This window comes from Streptomyces sp. NPDC090045 (genome assembly GCF_044747975.1).
GTDB lineage: Bacteria > Actinomycetota > Actinomycetes > Streptomycetales > Streptomycetaceae > Streptomyces.
In genome coordinates, this window is the sequence record NZ_JBIVFA010000010.1 from 232,872 (window position 1) to 251,344 (window position 18,473).

The 18,473-nt window shown below is 71.3% G+C and carries 18 protein-coding genes; 3 read left to right on the forward strand and 15 right to left on the reverse strand.

Going from position 1 to position 18,473, the window contains the following annotated elements; translation table 11 throughout:
* Window positions 1-154 precede the first annotated feature (154 nt).
* On the forward strand, window positions 155-883 hold the full coding sequence (locus ACIPYQ_RS26065; RefSeq protein WP_401255563.1) for a hypothetical protein: 729 nt from the start codon (window positions 155-157) through the stop codon (window positions 881-883).
* Here the strand turns inward: ACIPYQ_RS26065 and ACIPYQ_RS26070 are convergent.
* The 6 genes from ACIPYQ_RS26070 to ACIPYQ_RS26095 all read right to left on the reverse strand — a co-directional run bounded on the left by ACIPYQ_RS26070 (window position 843) and on the right by ACIPYQ_RS26095 (window position 7,688).
* The gene (locus ACIPYQ_RS26070) at window positions 843-2,135 is read right to left on the reverse strand and encodes a cytochrome P450 (RefSeq protein ID WP_401255566.1); all 1,293 of its coding nucleotides are present in this window, start codon (window positions 2,133-2,135) and stop codon (window positions 843-845) included. The genes ACIPYQ_RS26065 and ACIPYQ_RS26070 overlap by 41 nt on opposite strands.
* Window positions 2,136-2,202: 67 nt before the next feature.
* A complete protein-coding gene (locus tag ACIPYQ_RS26075) occupies window positions 2,203-2,739 on the reverse strand; it encodes a hypothetical protein (RefSeq protein WP_361763066.1) in 537 nt (178 codons plus the stop codon).
* Window positions 2,736-4,181: a HAMP domain-containing sensor histidine kinase gene (locus tag ACIPYQ_RS26080; RefSeq protein ID WP_361763063.1), complete on the reverse strand. Its 1,446-nt coding sequence runs from the start codon at window positions 4,179-4,181 to the stop codon at window positions 2,736-2,738. Before ACIPYQ_RS26080 ends, ACIPYQ_RS26075 begins: the two co-directional genes overlap by 4 nt.
* Window positions 4,182-4,187: 6 nt before the next feature.
* Window positions 4,188-4,871 carry a response regulator transcription factor gene (locus tag ACIPYQ_RS26085; protein WP_361763060.1) on the reverse strand — a complete coding sequence of 228 codons (684 nt, stop codon included), beginning with the start codon at window positions 4,869-4,871 and terminating at the stop codon, window positions 4,188-4,190.
* A gap of 40 nt (window positions 4,872-4,911) precedes the next feature.
* Window positions 4,912-6,579, reverse strand: coding sequence for a murein biosynthesis integral membrane protein MurJ (gene murJ / locus ACIPYQ_RS26090; RefSeq protein ID WP_401255571.1), 1,668 nt, complete (start codon window positions 6,577-6,579; stop codon window positions 4,912-4,914).
* The gene (locus ACIPYQ_RS26095; protein ID WP_401255780.1) at window positions 6,576-7,688 is read right to left on the reverse strand and encodes a lipid II:glycine glycyltransferase FemX; all 1,113 of its coding nucleotides are present in this window, start codon (window positions 7,686-7,688) and stop codon (window positions 6,576-6,578) included. Before ACIPYQ_RS26095 ends, murJ begins: the two co-directional genes overlap by 4 nt.
* 307 nt (window positions 7,689-7,995) lie before the next feature.
* Here ACIPYQ_RS26095 and ACIPYQ_RS26100 point away from each other — a divergent pair, with 307 nt between their 5' ends.
* Together ACIPYQ_RS26100 and ACIPYQ_RS26105 are read left to right on the forward strand one after the other, a co-directional pair.
* Window positions 7,996-9,165 carry an Ig-like domain-containing protein gene (locus tag ACIPYQ_RS26100; protein ID WP_401255783.1) on the forward strand — a complete coding sequence of 390 codons (1,170 nt, stop codon included), beginning with the start codon at window positions 7,996-7,998 and terminating at the stop codon, window positions 9,163-9,165.
* Between the two features lie 131 nt (window positions 9,166-9,296).
* On the forward strand, window positions 9,297-10,892 hold the full coding sequence (locus ACIPYQ_RS26105; RefSeq protein ID WP_401255574.1) for a CocE/NonD family hydrolase: 1,596 nt from the start codon (window positions 9,297-9,299) through the stop codon (window positions 10,890-10,892).
* Window positions 10,893-10,913: 21 nt separating this feature from the next.
* Here ACIPYQ_RS26105 and ACIPYQ_RS26110 read toward each other — a convergent pair whose 3' ends face one another.
* From ACIPYQ_RS26110 to ACIPYQ_RS26150, 9 genes are all read right to left on the reverse strand, one after another.
* Entirely contained in the window at window positions 10,914-11,657 is a 744-nt protein-coding gene (locus ACIPYQ_RS26110) for an amino acid ABC transporter ATP-binding protein (protein WP_361763048.1), read from the reverse strand.
* Window positions 11,658-11,755: 98 nt separating this feature from the next.
* Window positions 11,756-12,196 carry a DUF6278 family protein gene (locus ACIPYQ_RS26115; protein ID WP_401255577.1) on the reverse strand — a complete coding sequence of 147 codons (441 nt, stop codon included), beginning with the start codon at window positions 12,194-12,196 and terminating at the stop codon, window positions 11,756-11,758.
* A gap of 105 nt (window positions 12,197-12,301) precedes the next feature.
* Window positions 12,302-13,087, reverse strand: coding sequence for an exodeoxyribonuclease III (locus ACIPYQ_RS26120; RefSeq protein ID WP_361763043.1), 786 nt, complete (start codon window positions 13,085-13,087; stop codon window positions 12,302-12,304).
* Window positions 13,088-13,117: 30 nt separating this feature from the next.
* Window positions 13,118-13,750 (reverse strand): MBL fold metallo-hydrolase, encoded by a 633-nt coding sequence (locus tag ACIPYQ_RS26125; protein ID WP_401255581.1) that lies wholly within the window; start codon window positions 13,748-13,750, stop codon window positions 13,118-13,120.
* A 30-nt stretch (window positions 13,751-13,780) separates the two neighbouring features.
* Window positions 13,781-14,368 carry a hypothetical protein gene (locus tag ACIPYQ_RS26130; RefSeq protein ID WP_401255584.1) on the reverse strand — a complete coding sequence of 196 codons (588 nt, stop codon included), beginning with the start codon at window positions 14,366-14,368 and terminating at the stop codon, window positions 13,781-13,783.
* On the reverse strand, window positions 14,365-15,537 hold the full coding sequence (locus ACIPYQ_RS26135; protein ID WP_361763034.1) for an ROK family glucokinase: 1,173 nt from the start codon (window positions 15,535-15,537) through the stop codon (window positions 14,365-14,367). Before ACIPYQ_RS26135 ends, ACIPYQ_RS26130 begins: the two co-directional genes overlap by 4 nt.
* On the reverse strand, window positions 15,534-16,394 hold the full coding sequence (locus ACIPYQ_RS26140; RefSeq protein ID WP_401255588.1) for an ATP-binding cassette domain-containing protein: 861 nt from the start codon (window positions 16,392-16,394) through the stop codon (window positions 15,534-15,536). Before ACIPYQ_RS26140 ends, ACIPYQ_RS26135 begins: the two co-directional genes overlap by 4 nt.
* The gene (locus tag ACIPYQ_RS26145; RefSeq protein WP_401255591.1) at window positions 16,391-17,425 is read right to left on the reverse strand and encodes an ABC transporter permease; all 1,035 of its coding nucleotides are present in this window, start codon (window positions 17,423-17,425) and stop codon (window positions 16,391-16,393) included. The genes ACIPYQ_RS26140 and ACIPYQ_RS26145 overlap by 4 nt, the downstream gene beginning before the upstream one ends.
* Window positions 17,422-18,402, reverse strand: a complete 981-nt coding sequence (locus ACIPYQ_RS26150; protein ID WP_361763129.1) for a substrate-binding domain-containing protein — start codon at window positions 18,400-18,402, stop codon at window positions 17,422-17,424. Before ACIPYQ_RS26150 ends, ACIPYQ_RS26145 begins: the two co-directional genes overlap by 4 nt.
* Window positions 18,403-18,473: the final 71 nt, after the last annotated feature.

Sequence of the window (18,473 nt, forward strand, 5' to 3'; positions counted from 1 at the left end):
CTCCAGTGGCAGCGTGGCGCCGAGCCTAGCGCCGAGCCCCCCGCCCCGTCAGGACGCGTGGTGGCGCGCGTCGTTGGCCGGAGCCGGGAGCGGCGCAGGTGATCTCCCGCACCGGGTGTCCCCGTGCCGCGGCCTCGGCGCTAGCATCCGGCGCATGAACGACGACGTGCGCAACATCCTGCTCGGGGTGATAGCCACCGCCCTCAGCGGCGGGCTCGGCTGGTTCGCCCGCACCTACCTCTGGCGGCGCGCGCTCCGCCGCAAGCAGGCCTTCTTCGGCCTGCCGACCGGCTCCGACTGTCTGTTCGTGGTCAACCGGCAGATGGGCGGCACCGATGCGTCCCTGCACCGCAACGACGCCTTCGCCCTGCTGGAGATCTCCTCCCTGATCAAGGACTGCGGGGCGACCGTGCAGATCGTCACCCACGATGCCGCCCGGCAGGGCTTCGGCGAGCGCGCCGAGTTCTGCGTGGGCGGGCCGGTCTCCAATGTCCGGACGACCGCGCACCTGGCGTCCATGCTGCCGGGGGTGCAGACCGACGTCGGCCTCCCTTCGGGCCATCCGGACCGTGCGGCCATCCGGATCGGTGAGGAGACGTACCGCTGGGTGAAGGGCCAGGTCGAGTACGTCCTGCTGGCGCGGCTGACGACCGGGCAGGGCTCCCGGCCGGTGTTCCTGCTGTCGGGACAGACCGCCAACAGCAACCAGGCCGCGGCCCGGTACCTGGCCAGGCACCACGAGCGGCTGGCCCGCAAGTACGGCAACGGGACGTTCTGCCTCGTGCTGAAGGTGATCAACTCCGACGCCTACGGGCCCGACGTCACGGAGCTGTTGGCGGACGTCACCGGGCCGGCCCGGACACCCGTACCGGCAGCCGCGTGATCCCGTTGATGAAGTTCGACACCAACCGCCGTGGCGGGCCTGCGAGTTCCGGCACGGGCATGGCCGCGCACCACTCCTCGTAGAGGGTCCGCAGCTGGAGCCGGGCGAAGTGGGCGCCGAGGCAGACGTGGGGGCCGTCCCCGAAGGAGACGTGCGGATTGGGTGTCCGGCCGAGGTCGAGGCGGCCGGGGTCGGTGAAGACCCGCTTGTCGTGGTTGGCGGAGGCGTGGAAGACCACCACCTTGTCCCCGGCCCGGATGGGCCGCCCGGCCAGTTCGGTGTCGACGGCGGCGGTGCGGCGGAAGCTGAGCACCGGCGGGTGGACGCGCAGGAGTTCGTCGACGGCCCGCTCCACGGGGACCCGTCCGTCCACGAGCCGCCGGTAGGCGTCCGGGGCGCCGGCGAGTGCGAGCAGGCCGCCTGGGGCGGCGCTGCGCACGGTGTCGTTGCCGGCGACGGTCAGCAGGAAGAAGAACATCTCCAGTTCGGCCGGGTCGAGCCCGGCTCCGGCCAGGGCGGTCATCACGTCGTCGCCGGGGTGCGCGCGCTTGTGGGCGGCCAGTTCGCGGGCGTACGCGAACATCTCGCCGAGCAGCGCCGGGGAGCGCGGGTTGAGGGGCTCGCCGTCCGGGCCGAGCACGGGGGCCGGGGCGTCTTCGGGGTCCTGGTAGCCGATGATCCGTACGGTCCACTCCAGCAGCAGGGCGCGGTCGGCGGCCGGGACGCCCAGCAGGTCGGTGAGGTTCAGCAGCGCGTATTCGTCGGTGACGGTGCGCACGAGGTCGGCGGCGCCGTCTTCGGCGCCCTCCCGCGCGGCGGCCAGCAGGGCGCGGGCGCGTTCCCGTGCCCGGCCGGCGAAGGCGTCGACGCGGGCGGGGGTGAAGGCGCGGGAGACGAGCCGGCGCAGGCGGCCGTGTGCGGCGGGGGTCTCCCCCGGCCCGCAGGGCCTGGGGGAAGGGTCCTGGTTGAGCATGGTGCGCCGCAGGAACGGCAGGTCGGCCGGGTCGGGGTCGCGGATCTGGGTGGCGCCGATCCAGGAGGAGTAGGTGCGGTGGTCGCGCAGGACGCGGACGACGTCGGCGTGCCGGGTGACGGCCCAGAAGCCGGGCCCGGCGGGCCAGCCCTGGATCGGCGGCTCCGGCTGCCAGGCGACGGGATGGTGCTCGCGCAGCAGCCGGTAGCTGTCGTGCGGGACGCCCCCGGCGTAGATCCGGGGGTCGAAGACGTCCGGGACGTCCGCGGCGTGATCCATGGGGCCACCGTGACGGGTGCGCGGCCTGCCCGCAAGGGCGCGGCCGGCCGCGGGCCGGCCGCACACGTCAGCGCCGCCGCTCGCACTCCGCGGACGGGAGGGTGGTGTCGGTGCCCTGCAGGGTGACCGGGGTGATGACGTCCGGCACGGCGGAGACGCCGACGGTGCACACCAGCTGCTTGCGGGCCAGGTCCGACAGGGTGCCCACGGCGAACGGCAGCCGGACCGTCAGCCCCTTGTCCGGCGCGTACGCGCTCACGGTCACCGCGTCCGTCTGCTCGACGGGCGGCCGGGGCAGCGCCGTGGTGAGCCCTGCCTCCTGGGCCGGAGCGCTGACGCCGTTCAGCAGCACCCGTACGAGCGGCACGGGCGCGAGGGTGTAGTCGGGGCCGACCGTGAACGGCACCGGGACGAGCCGGTCGCCCTCCTTGGAGACGTAGTAGAGGACGGCGGCGTTCTTGGCGCCGGGGACCTTGACGGTGGCGGCGTGGCCGCTGTCGATCACCCCGGTGCGTTTGATCCCGCATCCGGTGAGCAGCAGGGCGCAGCCCGCCAGCGCGGCCGTGGCCGCCGTCGCCCGGGCTCTCGTCTCGCGCCCTGTCATTCGCGGGCCTCCAGCGGCATGTCGAGGGTGAAGAGGGCTCCCCCGGAGGGCCCGTTGCCCGCCCGGAGGGTGCCGCCGTGCAGGCGGACGTTCTCCAGGGTGATGGCGAGTCCGAGGCCGCTGCCGGCGGATCGGGTCCTGGCCGCGTCGGCCTTGAAGAAGCGGTCGAAGATGTGGGGCAGCACCTCGGGGGCGATGCCGGGCCCGCTGTCGGCGACGTCGATGAGCAGCCGTTCGCCGTCCTCGCCCGGTGCGGTGCGCACGGTGACGTGTACGGGGGCGCCGCCGTGGCGCAGGGCGTTGCCGACGAGGTTGGCGAGGATCACGTCGAAGCGGCGCGGGTCGAGCCGGGCGCGTACCCGGTCCGGGAGCCGGGTGACGACGCGCTCGTCGTCCCAGTGGCGTCGTTCGAGGGTCTTGCGCACGGCTTCGGCGATGTCCACGTCGTCGAGGTTGAGTTCGGCGGCCCGGGCGTCGAAGCGGGAGATCTCCATCAGGTCCTCGACGAGGACGGCGAGTTTGCCGGTCTCGGCGCTCACCAGGCGCAGGGCCTTGGCCGTGTCGGCGTCGAGGCGCGCGGCGTCCTCGTCGAGGACCTCGGTCACGGCGAGCATCCCGGCGAGCGGGGTGCGCAGTTCGTGGGAGACGTCGGAGGCGAAGCGGCGGGCCCGGGTCTCCGCGTCCTGCAGCTCGCGCACGGACTGCTCCAGGGCGCGGGCGGTCTCGTTGAAGGTGCGGGCGAGTCCGGCGAGTTCGTCGGCGCCCCGGACCTCGATGCGGGTGTCGAGGCGGCCCCGGCCCAGCCGCTGGGCGGCGCGCCGCATGTCGCGGACCGGCCGCAGCACGCTGCGGGCGGCGAGCAGCGCGGGGATGATGGCGATGGCCAGCCCGGGGACGGCGCCCTGCTGGGCGGCCTCGACCATGGCTTCGACGGTCTGCTTCTCGGTGGAGAGCGGGACGCTGGCGTAGAAGACGACCCCGGTGGCTTCGGTGTAGCCGTTGTGCTCGAAGACGGCGGGGACGCCGATGGTGAGCCACGGGTTGCCGCGCTGGTCCTCGGCGCGCTGGAAGGCGGCGTACTGGTTGTTGCGGACCTTGTCGCGCAGGCTGTCGGTGATCACGCTGGAGGTGGGCGTGTCGGGGTTGGTGGAGACCCGCAGCCCGCCGTACTCGCCGAAGATGATCCACGGGTGGGGCTTGCCGCGCTTGCCGAGCTCGATGACGATGCGCTGGAGCTCCGGCTGGCCGACGGGGAGGTGGATCTCCTGCTGCTCGATCTGGTCCCGCAGGGTGTTGACGGCGGTGTCCTGGGTTTGTTTGAGGATGGCGTTGCGCGCCTGCTGGTAGGTGAGGGCGGCCGTGCTGACCGCGCTGATCGCGGCGACCAGCAGGAAGGCCGCTATCAGCCGGGTGCGCAGCCCGAGCGGTGCTATGCGTCGCACCGCGGCCTACAGGGGGCCGAAGCGGTAGCCGAAGCCGCGCACGGTCTGGATGTAGCGGGGGCTGCCGGCGGGGTCCTCGATCTTGTGGCGCAGGCGGCGGACGCAGGCGTCCACGAGCCGGGAGTCGGCGTGGTAGCTGTGGTCCCAGACGTACTCCAGGAGCTGCTGGCGGGAGAAGACCTGCTCGGGCGAGGCCGACAGGTGCAGCAGGAGCTTGATCTCGCTGGGGGCGAGGGCGACGCGCTCGCCGTTCTTGGCGACGGTCAGCCCGGCGCGGTCGATGGCGAGTTCGCCGTGGACCGCGATCTCGGGGCGGGCGCCCACGGGGTCGCTGAGCCGGCGCAGTACGGCTTTGATGCGGGCTTCTATGACCTCGGTACGGGCGGGTTTCACGATGTAGTCGTCGGCGCCGGCCTCCAGGCCGATGACCACGTCGAAGTCGTCGCCGCGCGCGGTGAGCATGATGATCGGCACCTCGCTGTTCTCGCGTATGCGATGGCAGACCTGCACACCGTTCATGCCGGGCAGCATCAGGTCGAGGAGGACGAGTTCGGGGCGGAAGCCCGCCATCAGGGCGAGCCCCTCCTCACCGGTCTCGGCGGAGCTCACTTCGTGGCCGCGTCGGCGCAGGCCCAGGCCCACGCCCTCGCGGATGGACGGGTCGTCCTCGATCAGCAGTACACGTGGCATCCGGCCAGTATGCCAAGTCGTTCTGTTGCGCTTCCTCCTGCTATCGGCCGAACTTGCGCCGCACGGAGTCCAGCAGGTCCGTGATCTCCGTCAGGCGCAGCGGCACGGCAAGGAGGACGACGCCGAGGGCGAGGACCGCGGTTCCCGCCCCGACCGCCGCGAAGTCGCCGAAGCGTTCGACGGCCCGGGCGGCCGCGTAGGCCGCGGCGGCCGCCGGGACGCAGGCGGCCAGGAGCCGCAGGTGGGTCCGTACGGCCGTGGCGCGCCGCTGCGTACGGGTCCCCGCGCGCGGGCCGAGCCGCCGGGAGAGGGTGTACGCGGTCACGGCGGCGCCCGCGAGGAAGGCGAGGGAGGAGGCGGCGGCCATGCCGGTGACCGCCCAGCGGGGGGACAGCAGGAAGTAGGCGGCGGCGGACAGACCGGCGTTCAGCGCGGCGATGACCAGGTTCAGGAAGAAGGGGGTCCGGGTGTCGGAGAGGGCGTAGAAACCGCGCGAGAGCACGTACTGCGCGGAGAAGGCGATCAGGCCGGGGGCGAAGGCCATGAGCATGCCCGCCATGACCTCGATGTCCGAGGCATCGGTGACGCCGTACTCGAAGACGCTGCCCATCACCCAGGGGGCGAGGGCCGCGAAGAGCGCGGCGGCGGGGACGACGAGGGCGGCGCTGGAGCGCAGCGCGTAGGAGATGTCCGCGCGCAGGGTGGCGAGTTCGCCGTCGGAGGCGGCCGCGCTCATCCGGGGCATCAGGGCGGTCACGAGGGAGACGGTGATGATGCCCTGCGGGACGATCCACAGCTGGTAGGCGTTGCTGTAGGCGGTGTAGCCGGCGCCCGGGAGGCCGGCCAGGTCCGCCTCGGTGCCGGCGGTGGTGGAGAGCCGGGTGACGACCCAGTAGGCGATCTGGTTGGTGAGGACGAGCATGACCAGCCAGCCCGCGTTGCGCAGCGGGCGGCCGAGCCCGCTGCCGCGCCAGTCGAAGCGGGGGCGCCAGCGGAAGCGGGCGGCGCGCAGTGAGGGGATCAGGGCGAGGGCCTGGAGGACGATGCCGGCGGTGGTGCCGAGGCCCAGGAGCCGGGTCTCGGCGGCGGTCAGGCCGTCCGCGGCATCGTGCGAGAGGTACAGGAAGAGCCCGAAGACGCCGATGATCACGAGGTTGTTGAGGACCGGGGTCCACATCATCGCGCCGAACCGGCCGCGTGCGTTCAGCACTTGGCCGAGCAGGGTGAAGAGCCCGTAGAAGAGGATCTGCGGCAGGCAGTAGCGGGCCAGCGCGACGGTGGTGCTCTCCTGGGCCCCGCTGTAGCCGGTGTACACCGAGACGATCAGCGGGGCGGCGAGGACGGCCGCCGCGGTGAGCACGACGAGCGCCGCCGTGCAGGCGGTGAGCAGCCGGTCGGTGTAGGCGGCGCCGCCGTCGGCGTGTTCCTTGGCGGCCCGCACCAGCTCGGGCACGAAGACGGCGTTGAGCGCACCGCCGATGAGCAGCATGTAGATGATGTTCGGGACCGTGTTGGCCACCGCGTAGCCGTCTCCGAGCATGCCGATGCCCAGGGCGGCGACGACGACGGCGGAGCGGATGAATCCGGTGGCCCGGGAGACGATCGAACCGGCCGCCATGAGCGCGCCGCTGCGCAGCACCGAGGTCTTGCCCGCTGCCGGGCCGCCGTCGGCATCGGCGGCGGTATGCCGGGCGTCAGTGGCCGTCACCGGCGGGCCAGGTAGGCCTGGAAGGCCTTGTAGAGCGCCGTGTTGGCCACTCCGTCCATCGGGGTCTCCCATTCGCCGAGCGTTTCGACGACCTGCCCGCCGGTGCCGAGCTTCCAGCGCAGCAGCCCGAAAGAACGTTCGTCGGGGTCAAGGGTGGAGGGTACCCCGCGCATGTCGTACTCCTCCGCCCCGAGGGCGTGTGCGTCGCACATCATGCGCCACTGCAGGGCGTTGCTGGGCCGCACCTCGCGGCGGTGGTCGGCGGAGGCGCCGGTCTGGTACCAGACCCGCTTCCCGGCGACGATCATCGTGTGCGCGGCGAGGATCTCGCCCCGGTGGATGCCCAGGTAGAGGCGCATGCGGCCGGGCTGCTCGGCGTTCAGGACCCGGTACTGCTGCTCGTAGTACGCGAGGGAGCGGCCGAGCCGGAAGCCGTCGCGCTCCTCGGTGATGCGCAACAGCCGGTAGAACTCGGGCAGGTCGGCGGAGGTGCCGAGGACCGTCTCCACACCGGCCTTCCCGGCCTTGCGGACATTGCGCCGCCACTCCTGGTTCAGGCCCGACCACAGGTCGTCCAGGGAGCGGCCGGCCAGCGGCACGCGGAAGACGTGGCGGGGCTGGGCGTCGCCGTCGTCCTCACCGCCGCAGCGCTTCCAGCCGCGGGTGCGCAGCCGGTCGGCGAGGGCGGCGCCCACCGGGTCGACCTCGGTGGCGAGCACGTCGGATATCTGACGGCCGGTCCCGGTCCCTGCCTTGGCGGTGGCCGCGTCCCAGCGGCGGTAGGCCGGGGTGGGGCCGATGCGGACGGCGAAGGCACCGGAGGCGCGCATGTGGCGCATGAGCGGGTTGAGCCAGCGGTCGATGCGCGGGTCGGACCAGTCCGCGACGGGGCCCTCGGGAAGGTAGGCGAAATATTTCCGGGTGCCGGGGAATTGGCGGTAGAGAACGAGTCCGGCACCCTCTATTTCGCCGCCGGGATAGTGCCATCCGACCTTTTCCGACCGCCAAAGGTCCTTTACCGCGGCCCAGGACGGGTACTGGAGGAAACTCGCCCGTCCGTGCCGGGAAAGGAACGCCTGGTATTCCGGGTCGGACAGGGTGCGCACCATCAGCTCCCGGTCCTGGTCGTGTTGCCGGGCGGGGGTCACGAGCAGTGCACACATGGCTGATCGGCCTTCCTGTACGTCGGTGGGCGGGGCCGGGGCCCGGGATGCACAGGACTCTCACAGCCGCCCGTGACCGGACGGCGCGGCGATTGTGACCGGACGGTGACGGTTTCGCTGCGGTCCACGTCACAACCGGTGGGACGACATTTTCGGCGGATTGCGCAACCTAGAGTCGTCCCGTTCGCATCTAGGTGTGCGAACGGTTAATTCTTGGGAGGGGTTTACGTTGAGCCGCACACGCCGCACCGCCATGGCCGGTACCGCACTTCTGGCCGCCGCGCTCACCGCCTGCTCGGGCGGAAGCGATGGCGGGAGCGGTGCGACCGGCAAGGCAGAGCTGAAGCCGAAGGCCGACATGGCCGTCTCGGTGAACCTGACGGGAGATCAGGTCAAGGCCGGTCAGCCCGTCACGGTGACCGTCGCCGAAGGCAAGCTGGCGCAGGTGAAGGTGACCGACGCCAAGGGCGCGGAGCTGCCGGGGAAGATAGCCGACGACGGGAAGACCTGGACCTCGGAGCGCAACGCCCCGGCCGGTGCGGAGTACAAGGTCGAGGCGCAGAACACCGACAGCCAGAGCGCCACCACGCAGTTCAAGACCGGCCCCGCCGACAAGGTGAACAAGGTTTCGATCAACATCTCCAAGGGCAGCACGGTGGGCGTGGCGATGCCGGTGTCCCTCGTCTTCGACAACCCGGTGACGAACAAGGCCGAGGTGGAGAAGCAGCTCAAGGTCACCACCTCGGACAACACCGAGGGTTCCTGGGGCTGGATGAAGGACCACGACGGCAAGGACCGCGTCGACTGGCGGCCCAAGGACTACTGGAAGTCCGGCACGGACGTGAAGGTCGACATGCACCTGAACGGCGTGGACTCCGGCAAGGGCGGCGGGCTGTTCGCCCGCGACTACAACACCGAGTTCAAGATAGGCAAGGACCGCCGGGTCCAGGTCAGCCTCGACACGAAGAAGATGTCGGTCACCCAGGACGGCCAGGCGCTCAGGACGATCCCGATCTCGGCCGGCACTCCCGGCGGCAAGAAGGCCTCCTGGTCCGGGAAGATGGTGATCATGACCAAGGAGGGCACCATCCGGATGGACTCCCAGACGGTGGGCCTGGACAACGCCTACGACAAGATGGTCGATTACTCGATGCGTCTGACCTGGTCCGGCATGTACGCGCACGCCGCCCCGTGGAACAGCGGCAACTTCGGCCGCACCAACAGCAGTTCCGGCTGCGTGGGGATGAGCGACGCCGACGCCAAGGAGTTCTTCGGACAGTCCCAGGTCGGCGACCTCTTCGAGGTGGTCGGCGAGGGCTCGAAGGGCCAGGCGCCGATCGGCAACGGCTACGGCGAGTGGAACCTCTCCTGGGACGAATGGAAGGCCAAGAGCGCCCTGTCGGCCGCCCCGCAGAACGGCTGACCTGCGGACCGTTCCACTGACTCTCGTTCAATTGTTACCACCACGTAACTTACTGACGGGTTACCTTCAGTAAGTCCCTCCCGTTACCGTCGGGTCACTTTGACAACCCCGGCGTACGCGAGGAGCGATCGATGCAGCGCACCACCACCGCCGCAGCCGTGGCAGCCCTGCTGGCGGCAGCCGCCCTGGGCCTGGCCCCCCACCAGGCCCAGGCGGCTCCCGCCCCCACCGCGGCAGCCGTCGCCGGCGCCCCGGCGGCCTCGCCGGAACTGCGCTTCCACGACATCCCCGGCTCCGGCGGCATCACCCTCAAGGGCAACGTCTTCACCCCGGCCGGGGCCGTGAGCGGCCGGAAGTACCCGCTGATCGTGCTGCCCACCAGCTGGGGCCTGCCGCAGATCGAATACATCGCCCAGGCCAAGAAGCTCGCCGACTCCGGCTACATCGTGGTCAGTTACACCTCGCGCGGCTTCTGGCTCTCCGGCGGCAACATCGAGGTGGCCGGCCCGCCGGACATCGCCGACGTCAGCGCCGTCATCGACTGGGCCCTCGCCAACTCCCCCGCCGACGCGGACCGCATCGGCCTCGGCGGGGTCTCGTACGCCGCCGGCATCACCCTGCTGGCCTCCGCCCAGGACCCGCGCGTCAAGGCCGTGGTCGCGATGAGCGGCTGGGCCGACCTCATCGAATCCATCTACTCCGGTCGCACCCAGCACGTCCAGGCCGCCGCGATGCTCGGCGCCGCCGGCTACCTCACCGGCCGCCCCGGACCCGAACTGCAGACGCTCCTCGGCAACTTCCTCGGCTCCCGGCTGGACCAGGAGCAGCAGATGATCGAGTGGGGCAGGAAGCGATCGGCGTCCGAGCAGGTGGACCGGATCAACGCCAACGGCGCCGCGATCATGCTCGGCAACGCCTGGGGGGACACGATCTTCCCGCCCAACCAGTACGCGAAGTTCTACGAGCGGCTGACCGGCCCCAAGCGCCTGGAGTTCCGGCCCGGGGACCACGCCACCGCCGAGGGCACCGGCCTGCTCGGCCTGCCCAACGACACCTGGACCAACGCCCACCGCTGGTTCGACCGCTACCTCAAGGGCGAGCGCAACGGCATCGACACCGAGGCCCCGGTGCAGATCAAGTCCCGCAGCAACGACGGCTACGAGGGCTACGCCGACTGGAAGTCGGTCGGCTCGGGCGGCACCGAGAAGCTCCCGCTCTCCGACAGCGAGCACCTCTTCGCCAACATCGACTCCGGCGCCAACGGCGGCATCCTCCTCCTCTCCAGCGTCCTCGACCAGTTCGTCAAGGCGCCCCCGGCCGCGTCCATACCGCTGCTCCCCCGCGCCTTCGCCGCCGTCTGGCAGTCCGAGCGCTACGACACCGCGCGCCGGGTCCGCGGCACCGTCGGCCTGCACACCACCGTCACGCCCACCAGGGCCGACGGCACCTTCGTCGCGTACCTCTACGACGTCGGCCCGCTCGGCATCGGCAAGCTCGTCACCAACGCCCCGTACACCTTCCACGGCCGTACGCCGGGCCGGGCGTTCGGGGTGGACCTGGAGCTCTTCTCCACCGCCTACGACGTGCCCGCGGGCCACCGGCTCGCCCTCGTCATCGACACCGTCGACCCGCTCTACATCGAGCACAACCCCACGGGGGCGCAGCTGACCTTCTCCTCGCCGCGCTCCGATCCGTCGTACGTCTCGGTACCGCTGCGCGAGCAGTGACCGGGGGCCGCCGCCGGCCCGTCAGTGCTTGAGGATCTTGGAGAGGAAGTCCTTGGCCCGGTCGCTCTCCGGAGCGGTGAAGAACTGCTCCGGAGTGCGGTCCTCGACGATCCGCCCGTCGGCCATGAAGACCACCCGGTTCGCGGCGGAGCGGGCGAAGCCCATCTCGTGGGTGACCACGACCATGGTCATGCCCTCGCTCGCGAGCTGCTGCATGACCTCCAGCACCTCGTTGATCATCTCCGGGTCGAGCGCGGAGGTGGGTTCGTCGAAGAGCAGGGCCTTGGGGTCCATGGCGAGCGCCCGGGCGATCGCCACGCGCTGCTGCTGGCCGCCGGAGAGCTGGGCGGGGAACTTCTCCGCCTGGTCGGCGAGGCCGACGCGGTCCAGGAGCTGCCGGGAGCGCCGGTCCGCCTCGCCCTTCTTGCGCCCGCGGACCTTGACCTGCGCGAGCGAGACGTTGGCGAGGACGGTCTTGTGCGCGAAGAGGTTGAAGGACTGGAAGACCATCCCGACCTCGGCCCGCAGCCGGGCCAGCTCCTTGCCCTCGGCGGGCAGCGGCTCCCCGTCCAGCAGGATCGTGCCCGACTCGACGGTCTCCAGCCGGTTGATCGCCCGGCACAGGGTGGACTTGCCGGAACCGGAGGGGCCGATGACCACCACCACCTCGCCACGGCCGACGGTGAGGTTGATGTCCCGCAGGACGTGCAGCTGTCCGAAGTGCTTGTTGACGTCCCGCAGCTCGATCAACGGATCGACGGTCATGCGCTGCCCTGCCCACTCGGTGTCGGTGTGTCGAGGTCAGCGCAAACTATCCAGCCGCGGAAGGGCACTTCGCCCCGACACGCCGGGGCGCCGGGGCATCAGCCCTCGGAGGCCTCGGCGTACGCCTGGCTGAGTTCGGGGGATCCGGTCATCGCCCAGGACACCCCCGACTCGATCACGTTCAGCTCGCGGCCCGAGGCCAGCCTGATCACCGGCTGGCCGTTGGGCCACACCTGCCAGGCGGCCCCCGGAATGGTCCGGACGATCACGGTCCCGAGGTAGAAGCCCGCGTCGTTGCCGAGCCAGGGCACCGCCTCCGGATCCCGCCGCCAGCGGGGCATCAGCTGGTCCAGGGCCTCCAAGGAGCCCTGGCTCCCGTCGAGTTCGAGGCCGGCCGCCCGCGCCTGGACGCGCAGCATCTCGCACTCCGAGAACAGCTCGGCGACGCCCTCGGGATCGTCCGCGAGGGCGGCGGCAAGTCCCGCACCCTGTTCCGTTTCACGCCGGTTCAGCCAGTTGTCCAGGAAAGGGATGTTCATACCGCCCAGCGTCGCACCAGGATCCGCCGCTGGCCACAGGGCGCGCCTGGATCGGCCGGCCCGGATGACGGCCGGCGACGGCGCGCGGGGGCCGTCCGGCGCGGCCTACCGGTCGAGGTCCAGGTCCACGACGACCGGCGCGTGGTCGGACGCACCCTTGCCCTTGCGCTCCTCGCGGTCGACGTAGGCATCGGTGACGGCCTTGGTGAAGGGCTCGTTCCCGTACACCAGGTCGATGCGCATGCCGCGGTTCTTGGGGAAGGCGAGCTGCCGGTAGTCCCAGTACGTGTACGGGCGGTCGTACTTGAGGGGGCGCGGCAGCACGTCGGAGAGCCCCGCGCCGCGCAGTGCCTCCAGGGCGGCCCGCTCGGCGGGGGTGACGTGGGTGAGGCCGGCGAAGACGGCCGGGTCGTAGACGTCCTCGTCGGTGGGGGCCACGTTGAAGTCGCCGAGCACCGCGAAGGGGCGCGGGCCGGCCGCGTCCTCGGCGACGGCCGTGGTCAGGGAGCGGAACCAGTCCAGCTTGTAGCCGTAGTGGTCGTGCTCGACCTCCCGGCCGTTCGGCACGTAGACCGACCAGACCCGGACCCCGCCGCAGGTCGCGGAGATCGCGCGGGGCTCCTGGACGCCTTCGTAGTCGGGCCCGCCGGGCAGCCCGGAGACCACGTCGTCCAGGCCCACCTTGGAGAGCAGGGCCACGCCGTTCCACCGGCCGGTGGCGTTGACGGCCGATTCGTAGCCCAGCTCGCGCAGCTCGGCGTGCGGGAACTGCTCCGCCGAACACTTGGTCTCCTGGATGCACAGGACATCGGTGCCGGAGCTCTCCAGCCAGGCCAGCAGACGCGGCAGCCTGGCGGTGATGGAGTTGACGTTGAAGGTGGCGATACGCATGCGTTCCAACCTACCTCCAGGCACCGACACTCACAGGTCGGTGCTGTCCCCCGCGGTGAGTCGGCCGTGGTCGGTGCCGCCGAGGGCGTCCAGGGCGAAGTCGTAGATCGGCCGGGCGATGTCGGAGAGGTAGGCGTCGTGGATGTCGAGGGCCCGGCGCGGCTTGACCTCGCGGAGGTAGTCGATCACTTCCGCGACCTTGTTCCAGGGGGCGTGCACCGGGACCATCAGGGTCTCCACCGGCACCCCGGGCACGGTCAGGGCGTCCCCGGGGTGGAAGAGGGAACCCTCCACGAGGTAGCCGACGTTCGTGACCCGCGGCATGTCCGGGTGGATCTCCGCGTGCAGTTCCCCGTGCACCTGGACCTCGAACCCGGCGGCGGTGAAGACGTCGCCGTGGCCGACGGTGTGCACCCGGCCCGGATAGGCGGGGGCGAGCTTCTCGGCGACGCTGCGCAGGGTCCACAGCCCGGCGGCCGGGTTCGCGTCGAGGGCGGCCCGCAGCCGGCCCTCCTCGAAGTGGTCGGGGTGTTCGTGCGTGACCAGCAGGGCGTCCGCCCTCAGGCCCGCGTCCGGTTCGCTGAAGGCGCCCGGGTCGATGACGAGCGTGCGCCCGTCCTTCTCCAACTGGACGCAGGAGTGCAGCCGCTTGGTAAGCTTCATGATCCCAGGCTAGCGGTGGACCGGCCCCGGTCAGGGGGTGGTCGTGGAGACCACGTAGACCCGGGGCTTCTCGGGGTCGGTGAGGTCCACCGTGATGTCCCGGCTGGGGCGCGGGTCCGGCTGCTCCACGGTGGTCCCGTACCAGGTGGCCTCCGGGCTCCAGCTCCAGCCGGCGACCTCGGAGTCGTGCGCGGAGATCGAGACCTCGCCCCGCTTCAGCCCGGCCCGGCTGGTGCCGACGGCGGCGAGGAAGGCGTCCAGGTCCTCGGGGGTCACCGCGAAGGCCGTGAACAGCCGGCTGGTGCGCCAGTTGTTCGTCTCCAGGAACCCGACCCGCCAGGCCTTCGGCGGGATCGGGACCTCGTAGATGCTCCGCTGCACCTTGGAGGGCCAGCCGGGGCGCACCTCGGACGCGCCGACCTTGGCGGCCTTGTCGCGGCCGCTCTCGCGGCTCTGCTGGGTGGAGATCGCGAGGTAGCCCGCGGGTACGCCGATCAGCAGCAGGATGATGATCGCCGTGATCCAGCGGCGCTTGACCACGTGCCTGCGGTCCTCGGCGGTGGGCGGCGGCGTGGCGTCGGGGGCGGAGGCCTGGTGGGGCAGGGAGGGCGGTGTCACTGTTTTTCCTGGTCCTCGGGTCCGGCGGGGTCGCGCCGGCCCAGCTGCTGCGCGTAGCGCTCGTACCGTTCGTAGCGCTCGACCCGCCGGCGGGTGGCGCGGCGGAAGCGCCGGGCGACGAGCCGGGCGAGGTCGGCGGCGCCGACCATGCCGGCCTCGGGGCCGAGCTGGGCCTTGGCGATGCGGGCCTCCGGCCGGTAGCCGCGGCCGGTGAGGTGGCGGCGGAAGGCGTCCCGGGCGGGGCCGATCAGCAGGTCGTCGGCGGCGCTGACGCCGCCGCCGATGACGAAGCAGGAGGGGTCGAGGGCGGCGGCGAGGTTGGCGATGCCGACGCCGAGCCACTGGCCGATGTCCTGGAGGAGCTCGACGCACATGGCGTCGCCCTCGCGGGCCAGCTCGGTGATGAGCGGCCCGGTGATCTCGTGGACGTTGCCGCCGACCCTGGCGATGATGTTGTACGCGACCGGGGAGTCGGCGGCGGCCAGCTCGCGGGCCTCGCGGACCAGGGCGTTGCCGGAGCTGTACTGCTCCCAGCAGCCGCGGTTTCCGCAGGGGCAGCGGTGGCCGCCAGGGACGACCTGCATGTGGCCGAATTCGCCGGCGACCCCGTAGCGGCCGCGCTTGACCTGGCCGCCTTCGAGGATGGCCCCGCCGATGCCGGTGCCGAGCGTGATCATGACGAGGTGGTCCTCGCCGCGTCCGGCGCCGAAGCGCCACTCGGCCCAGGCGGCGGTGTTGGCGTCGTTGTCGACCATGACCGGGACGGCGAGCCGGGACTGGAGGGCGTCGCGCAGCGGCTCGTCCCGCCAGGCCAGGTGGGGTGCGAACAGGACCCGGGAGCGGTCGGCGTCCACCCAGCCGGCGGCCCCGATGCCGACCGCGTGCACGTCGTGCCGGTCGGAGAGGTCCAGCACCAGCTCGACGATGGTGTCCTCGACGACCTTGGCGCTCTTGGACTTGTCGGGGGTCTCCGCGCGGATCTTCTCCAGGATGATCCCGTCGGCGTCGACGACGCCCGCCATCACCTTGGTGCCGCCGATGTCGATGCCGACGGTCGGGACGCGCGGGGCGGTCAGGTGCGACCGGCGCTCACGGGTGCCGATGGTCCGCAGGACGGTGCCTCGCGCCGACCCCCGGTGGGAGAGCGTGAAGTCCCGGTACGTGCTCATCGAGTCGTGTCGTCCCTCTTCGGTGGGGTGGGGCGGGAAGCCGGGTCGGCTGCGCCGGGTGGGGCGTCTGCCCCTGATTCTGCCACTCGCTCCAGTTCGTGGCTCAGTTCGTCCAGCTCGGAGCCGCCCGCCATCTGCCGGGTGAGCTCGTCGAGCGTGATCGAGTCACGGGTGTGGCTGCCCGCCATGGTGCCGCGCTTGAGGAGGACGAAACGGTCCCCCACCAGGTACGCGTGGTGCGGGTTGTGGGTGATGAGGACCACGCCGAGGCCCGCGTCTCGGGCGGCGGCGACGTATTTGAGGACCACGCCGGACTGCTTCACGCCGAGGGCCGCGGTGGGCTCGTCGAGCACGAGGACCTTGGCGCCGAAGTACACGGCGCGGGCGATGGCCACGCACTGGCGCTCGCCGCCGGACAGGGTGCCGATGGGCTGGTCCACGTCGCGCAGGTCGATGCCCATGCGCAGCAGCTCGGCGCGGGTGGTCTCGCGCATGAGGTCCACGTCGAGGCGGCGGAGGGGGCCGCGGCCCTTGGTGGGTTCGGAGCCGAGGAAGAAGTTGCGCCACACGGGCATGAGCGGGACGACGGCGAGGTCCTGGTAGACGGTGGCGATGCCGAGGTCCAGGGCCGCGCGCGGGTTGGCGAGCACGGTCTCCTCGCCCTCGATCTCGAAGGTGCCGGCGTCGTGCCGGTGCAGCCCCGCGATGATCTTGATGAGGGTGGACTTGCCGGCGCCGTTGTCGCCGAGGACGCAGGTGATCTCGCCCGCCGAGACCTCCAGGGAGACCCCCTGGAGGGCGCGGATGTTGCCGTAGTACTTGCTGACGTGGGTCAGCTTCACGAGTGCCGTGGTCATGACCGTGCCTCCGCCCGCTTGCGGACCCATGCGTTGAGCAGCGTGGCCAGCAGGAGCATCGCGCCGAGGAAGAACTTGAACCAGTCCGGGTTCCACTGGGCGTAGACGATGCCGTTGCTGGTCATGCCGAAGATGAAGGCGCCGACCGCCGAGCCGATGGCGGAGCCGTAGCCGCCGGTCATCAGACAGCCGCCGATGACGGCCGCGATGATGTAGAGGAACTCGTTGCCGACGCCTTCGCCCGACTGGACCACGTCGAACGAGAAGAGGATGTGCTGCCCGGAGATCCAGGCGCACAGGGCGACGCCCATGTAGAGGCCGATACGGGTCTTCACGACGGGCACGCCGGTCGCGCGGGCCGCGTCGGCCCCGCCGCCGACGGCGAAGATCCAGTTGCCGGCGCGGGTGCGCAGCAGGATCCAGGTGGCCACGGCGACGATGGCGAACCACCACAGGATGGTGACCTTGAGGGTGACCGAGCCGATGTTCCACTGCGAGGCGAACAGGGCCCGCGCGGAGGAGAAGCCCTCCATGTCGGCGATGGTCTTGGTGGAGACCGAACCGCTGATCAGCTTGGTGAAGCCGAGGTTCAGGCCGGTCAGCATCAGGAAGGTGCCGAGCGTGATGATGAAGCTGGGCAGCCTGGTGCGGGTCAGCATGAAGCCGTTGAAGAAGCCGATGGCCAGCGTGACCAGCAGCGACACCGCGACGCCGACCCAGACGTTGGCCGTCATCTGGTAGCTGAACATCGAGCTCACCAGCGCGGACGTCGTGACCATGACACCGGCGGAGAGGTCGAACTCGCCGCCGATCATCAGCAGCGCCACCGGAGCGGCCATGATCCCGATGGTCGAGGCCGAGTACAGGACCGTGCTGAGGCTGGAGGCCTGCAGGAAGCTGGGCGCGGCGATGGAGAAGAAGACGAAGACGGCGGCGGCGCCCACCACCGAGCCGAGCTCCGGGCGGGCGAGCAGCTTGCGCACGACGGAGGTCGGCGCGAGCCGTTCGTCGACGGCGGCCTGCGTGCTCATCGGCTGCCCCGCTTGATGAACTCCTCCAGCTTGGACGCCTCGGCGGCGGTGACGATCTGCGGTCCGGTGAGCACCGGGCGGCCGCCGCCGAGCACGTTCGCGTTGTAGCGGTACAGCCAGAGCAGGTCGATGGCCTCGTAGCCCTGGAGGTAGGGCTGCTGGTCGACGGCGAAGCCGAGGGCCCCGGACTTGAGGTCGCGGGCCACGGAGGCGTTGAGGTCGAAGGTGTCGACCTCGGCCTTGCTGGCCGCCGCCTCCTTCGCCTTGATCGCGGTCGGGGCGAAGGGGGCGCCGAGGGTGACGATCGCGTCGACGGACGGGTCGGCCTGCAGCTTCGCCTGGATGGCCGCCTGGACGGAGGGCATGTTGGTGCCCTCGACGTACAGGTTCTCCATCGTGCCGCTGAAGGTCTTCTTGGCCCCGGCGCAGCGCTGCTCGTGGCCGACGTTGCCCTGCTCGTGCAGGACGCAGACGGCCTTCTTGCGGCCGCGCTTGCCCAGCTCGGTGCCGACCGCCTCGCCGGCGATCTCCTCGTCCTGGCCGATGTGGGTCAGCGCGCCGTACTCGGCGGACTGGGCGGAGCCGGAATTGACCGTGATCACCGGGATGCCGGCCTTCACGGCCTTGGCGATGACGTCCTTGAGGGCCTCCGGCTTGGCGAGGCTGACGACGATCCCGTCGACCTTCTGGTCGATGGCGTTCTGCACGAACTGCGCCTGCTGCTGAGCCTGGTCGTCGTGGGCGTAGACGAAGTTGATGTTGTCCTTCGCCGCGGCCTCCTTGGCGCCCTTCTGGACGATGTCCCAGAAGGTGTCGCCGTCGCCCGCGTGCGTGACCATCGCGAAGGTCCAGCGCGGGGTGGAGACGGCCGGCCGGCCCGCCGCGGCGGCCTTCGCCCGCTCCTCGGCGCGCTTGCCACCCGTACTGCTGCAGCCCGCGAGCGAGGCCCCCAGTACCGCCGCGAGCACCGCGCCCACGACGCGCACCCCTGTCCGAACCCTAGCCACGTCGCCGCGCCCTTCCCTCGTCATCAATGCGGTCCGTCGTC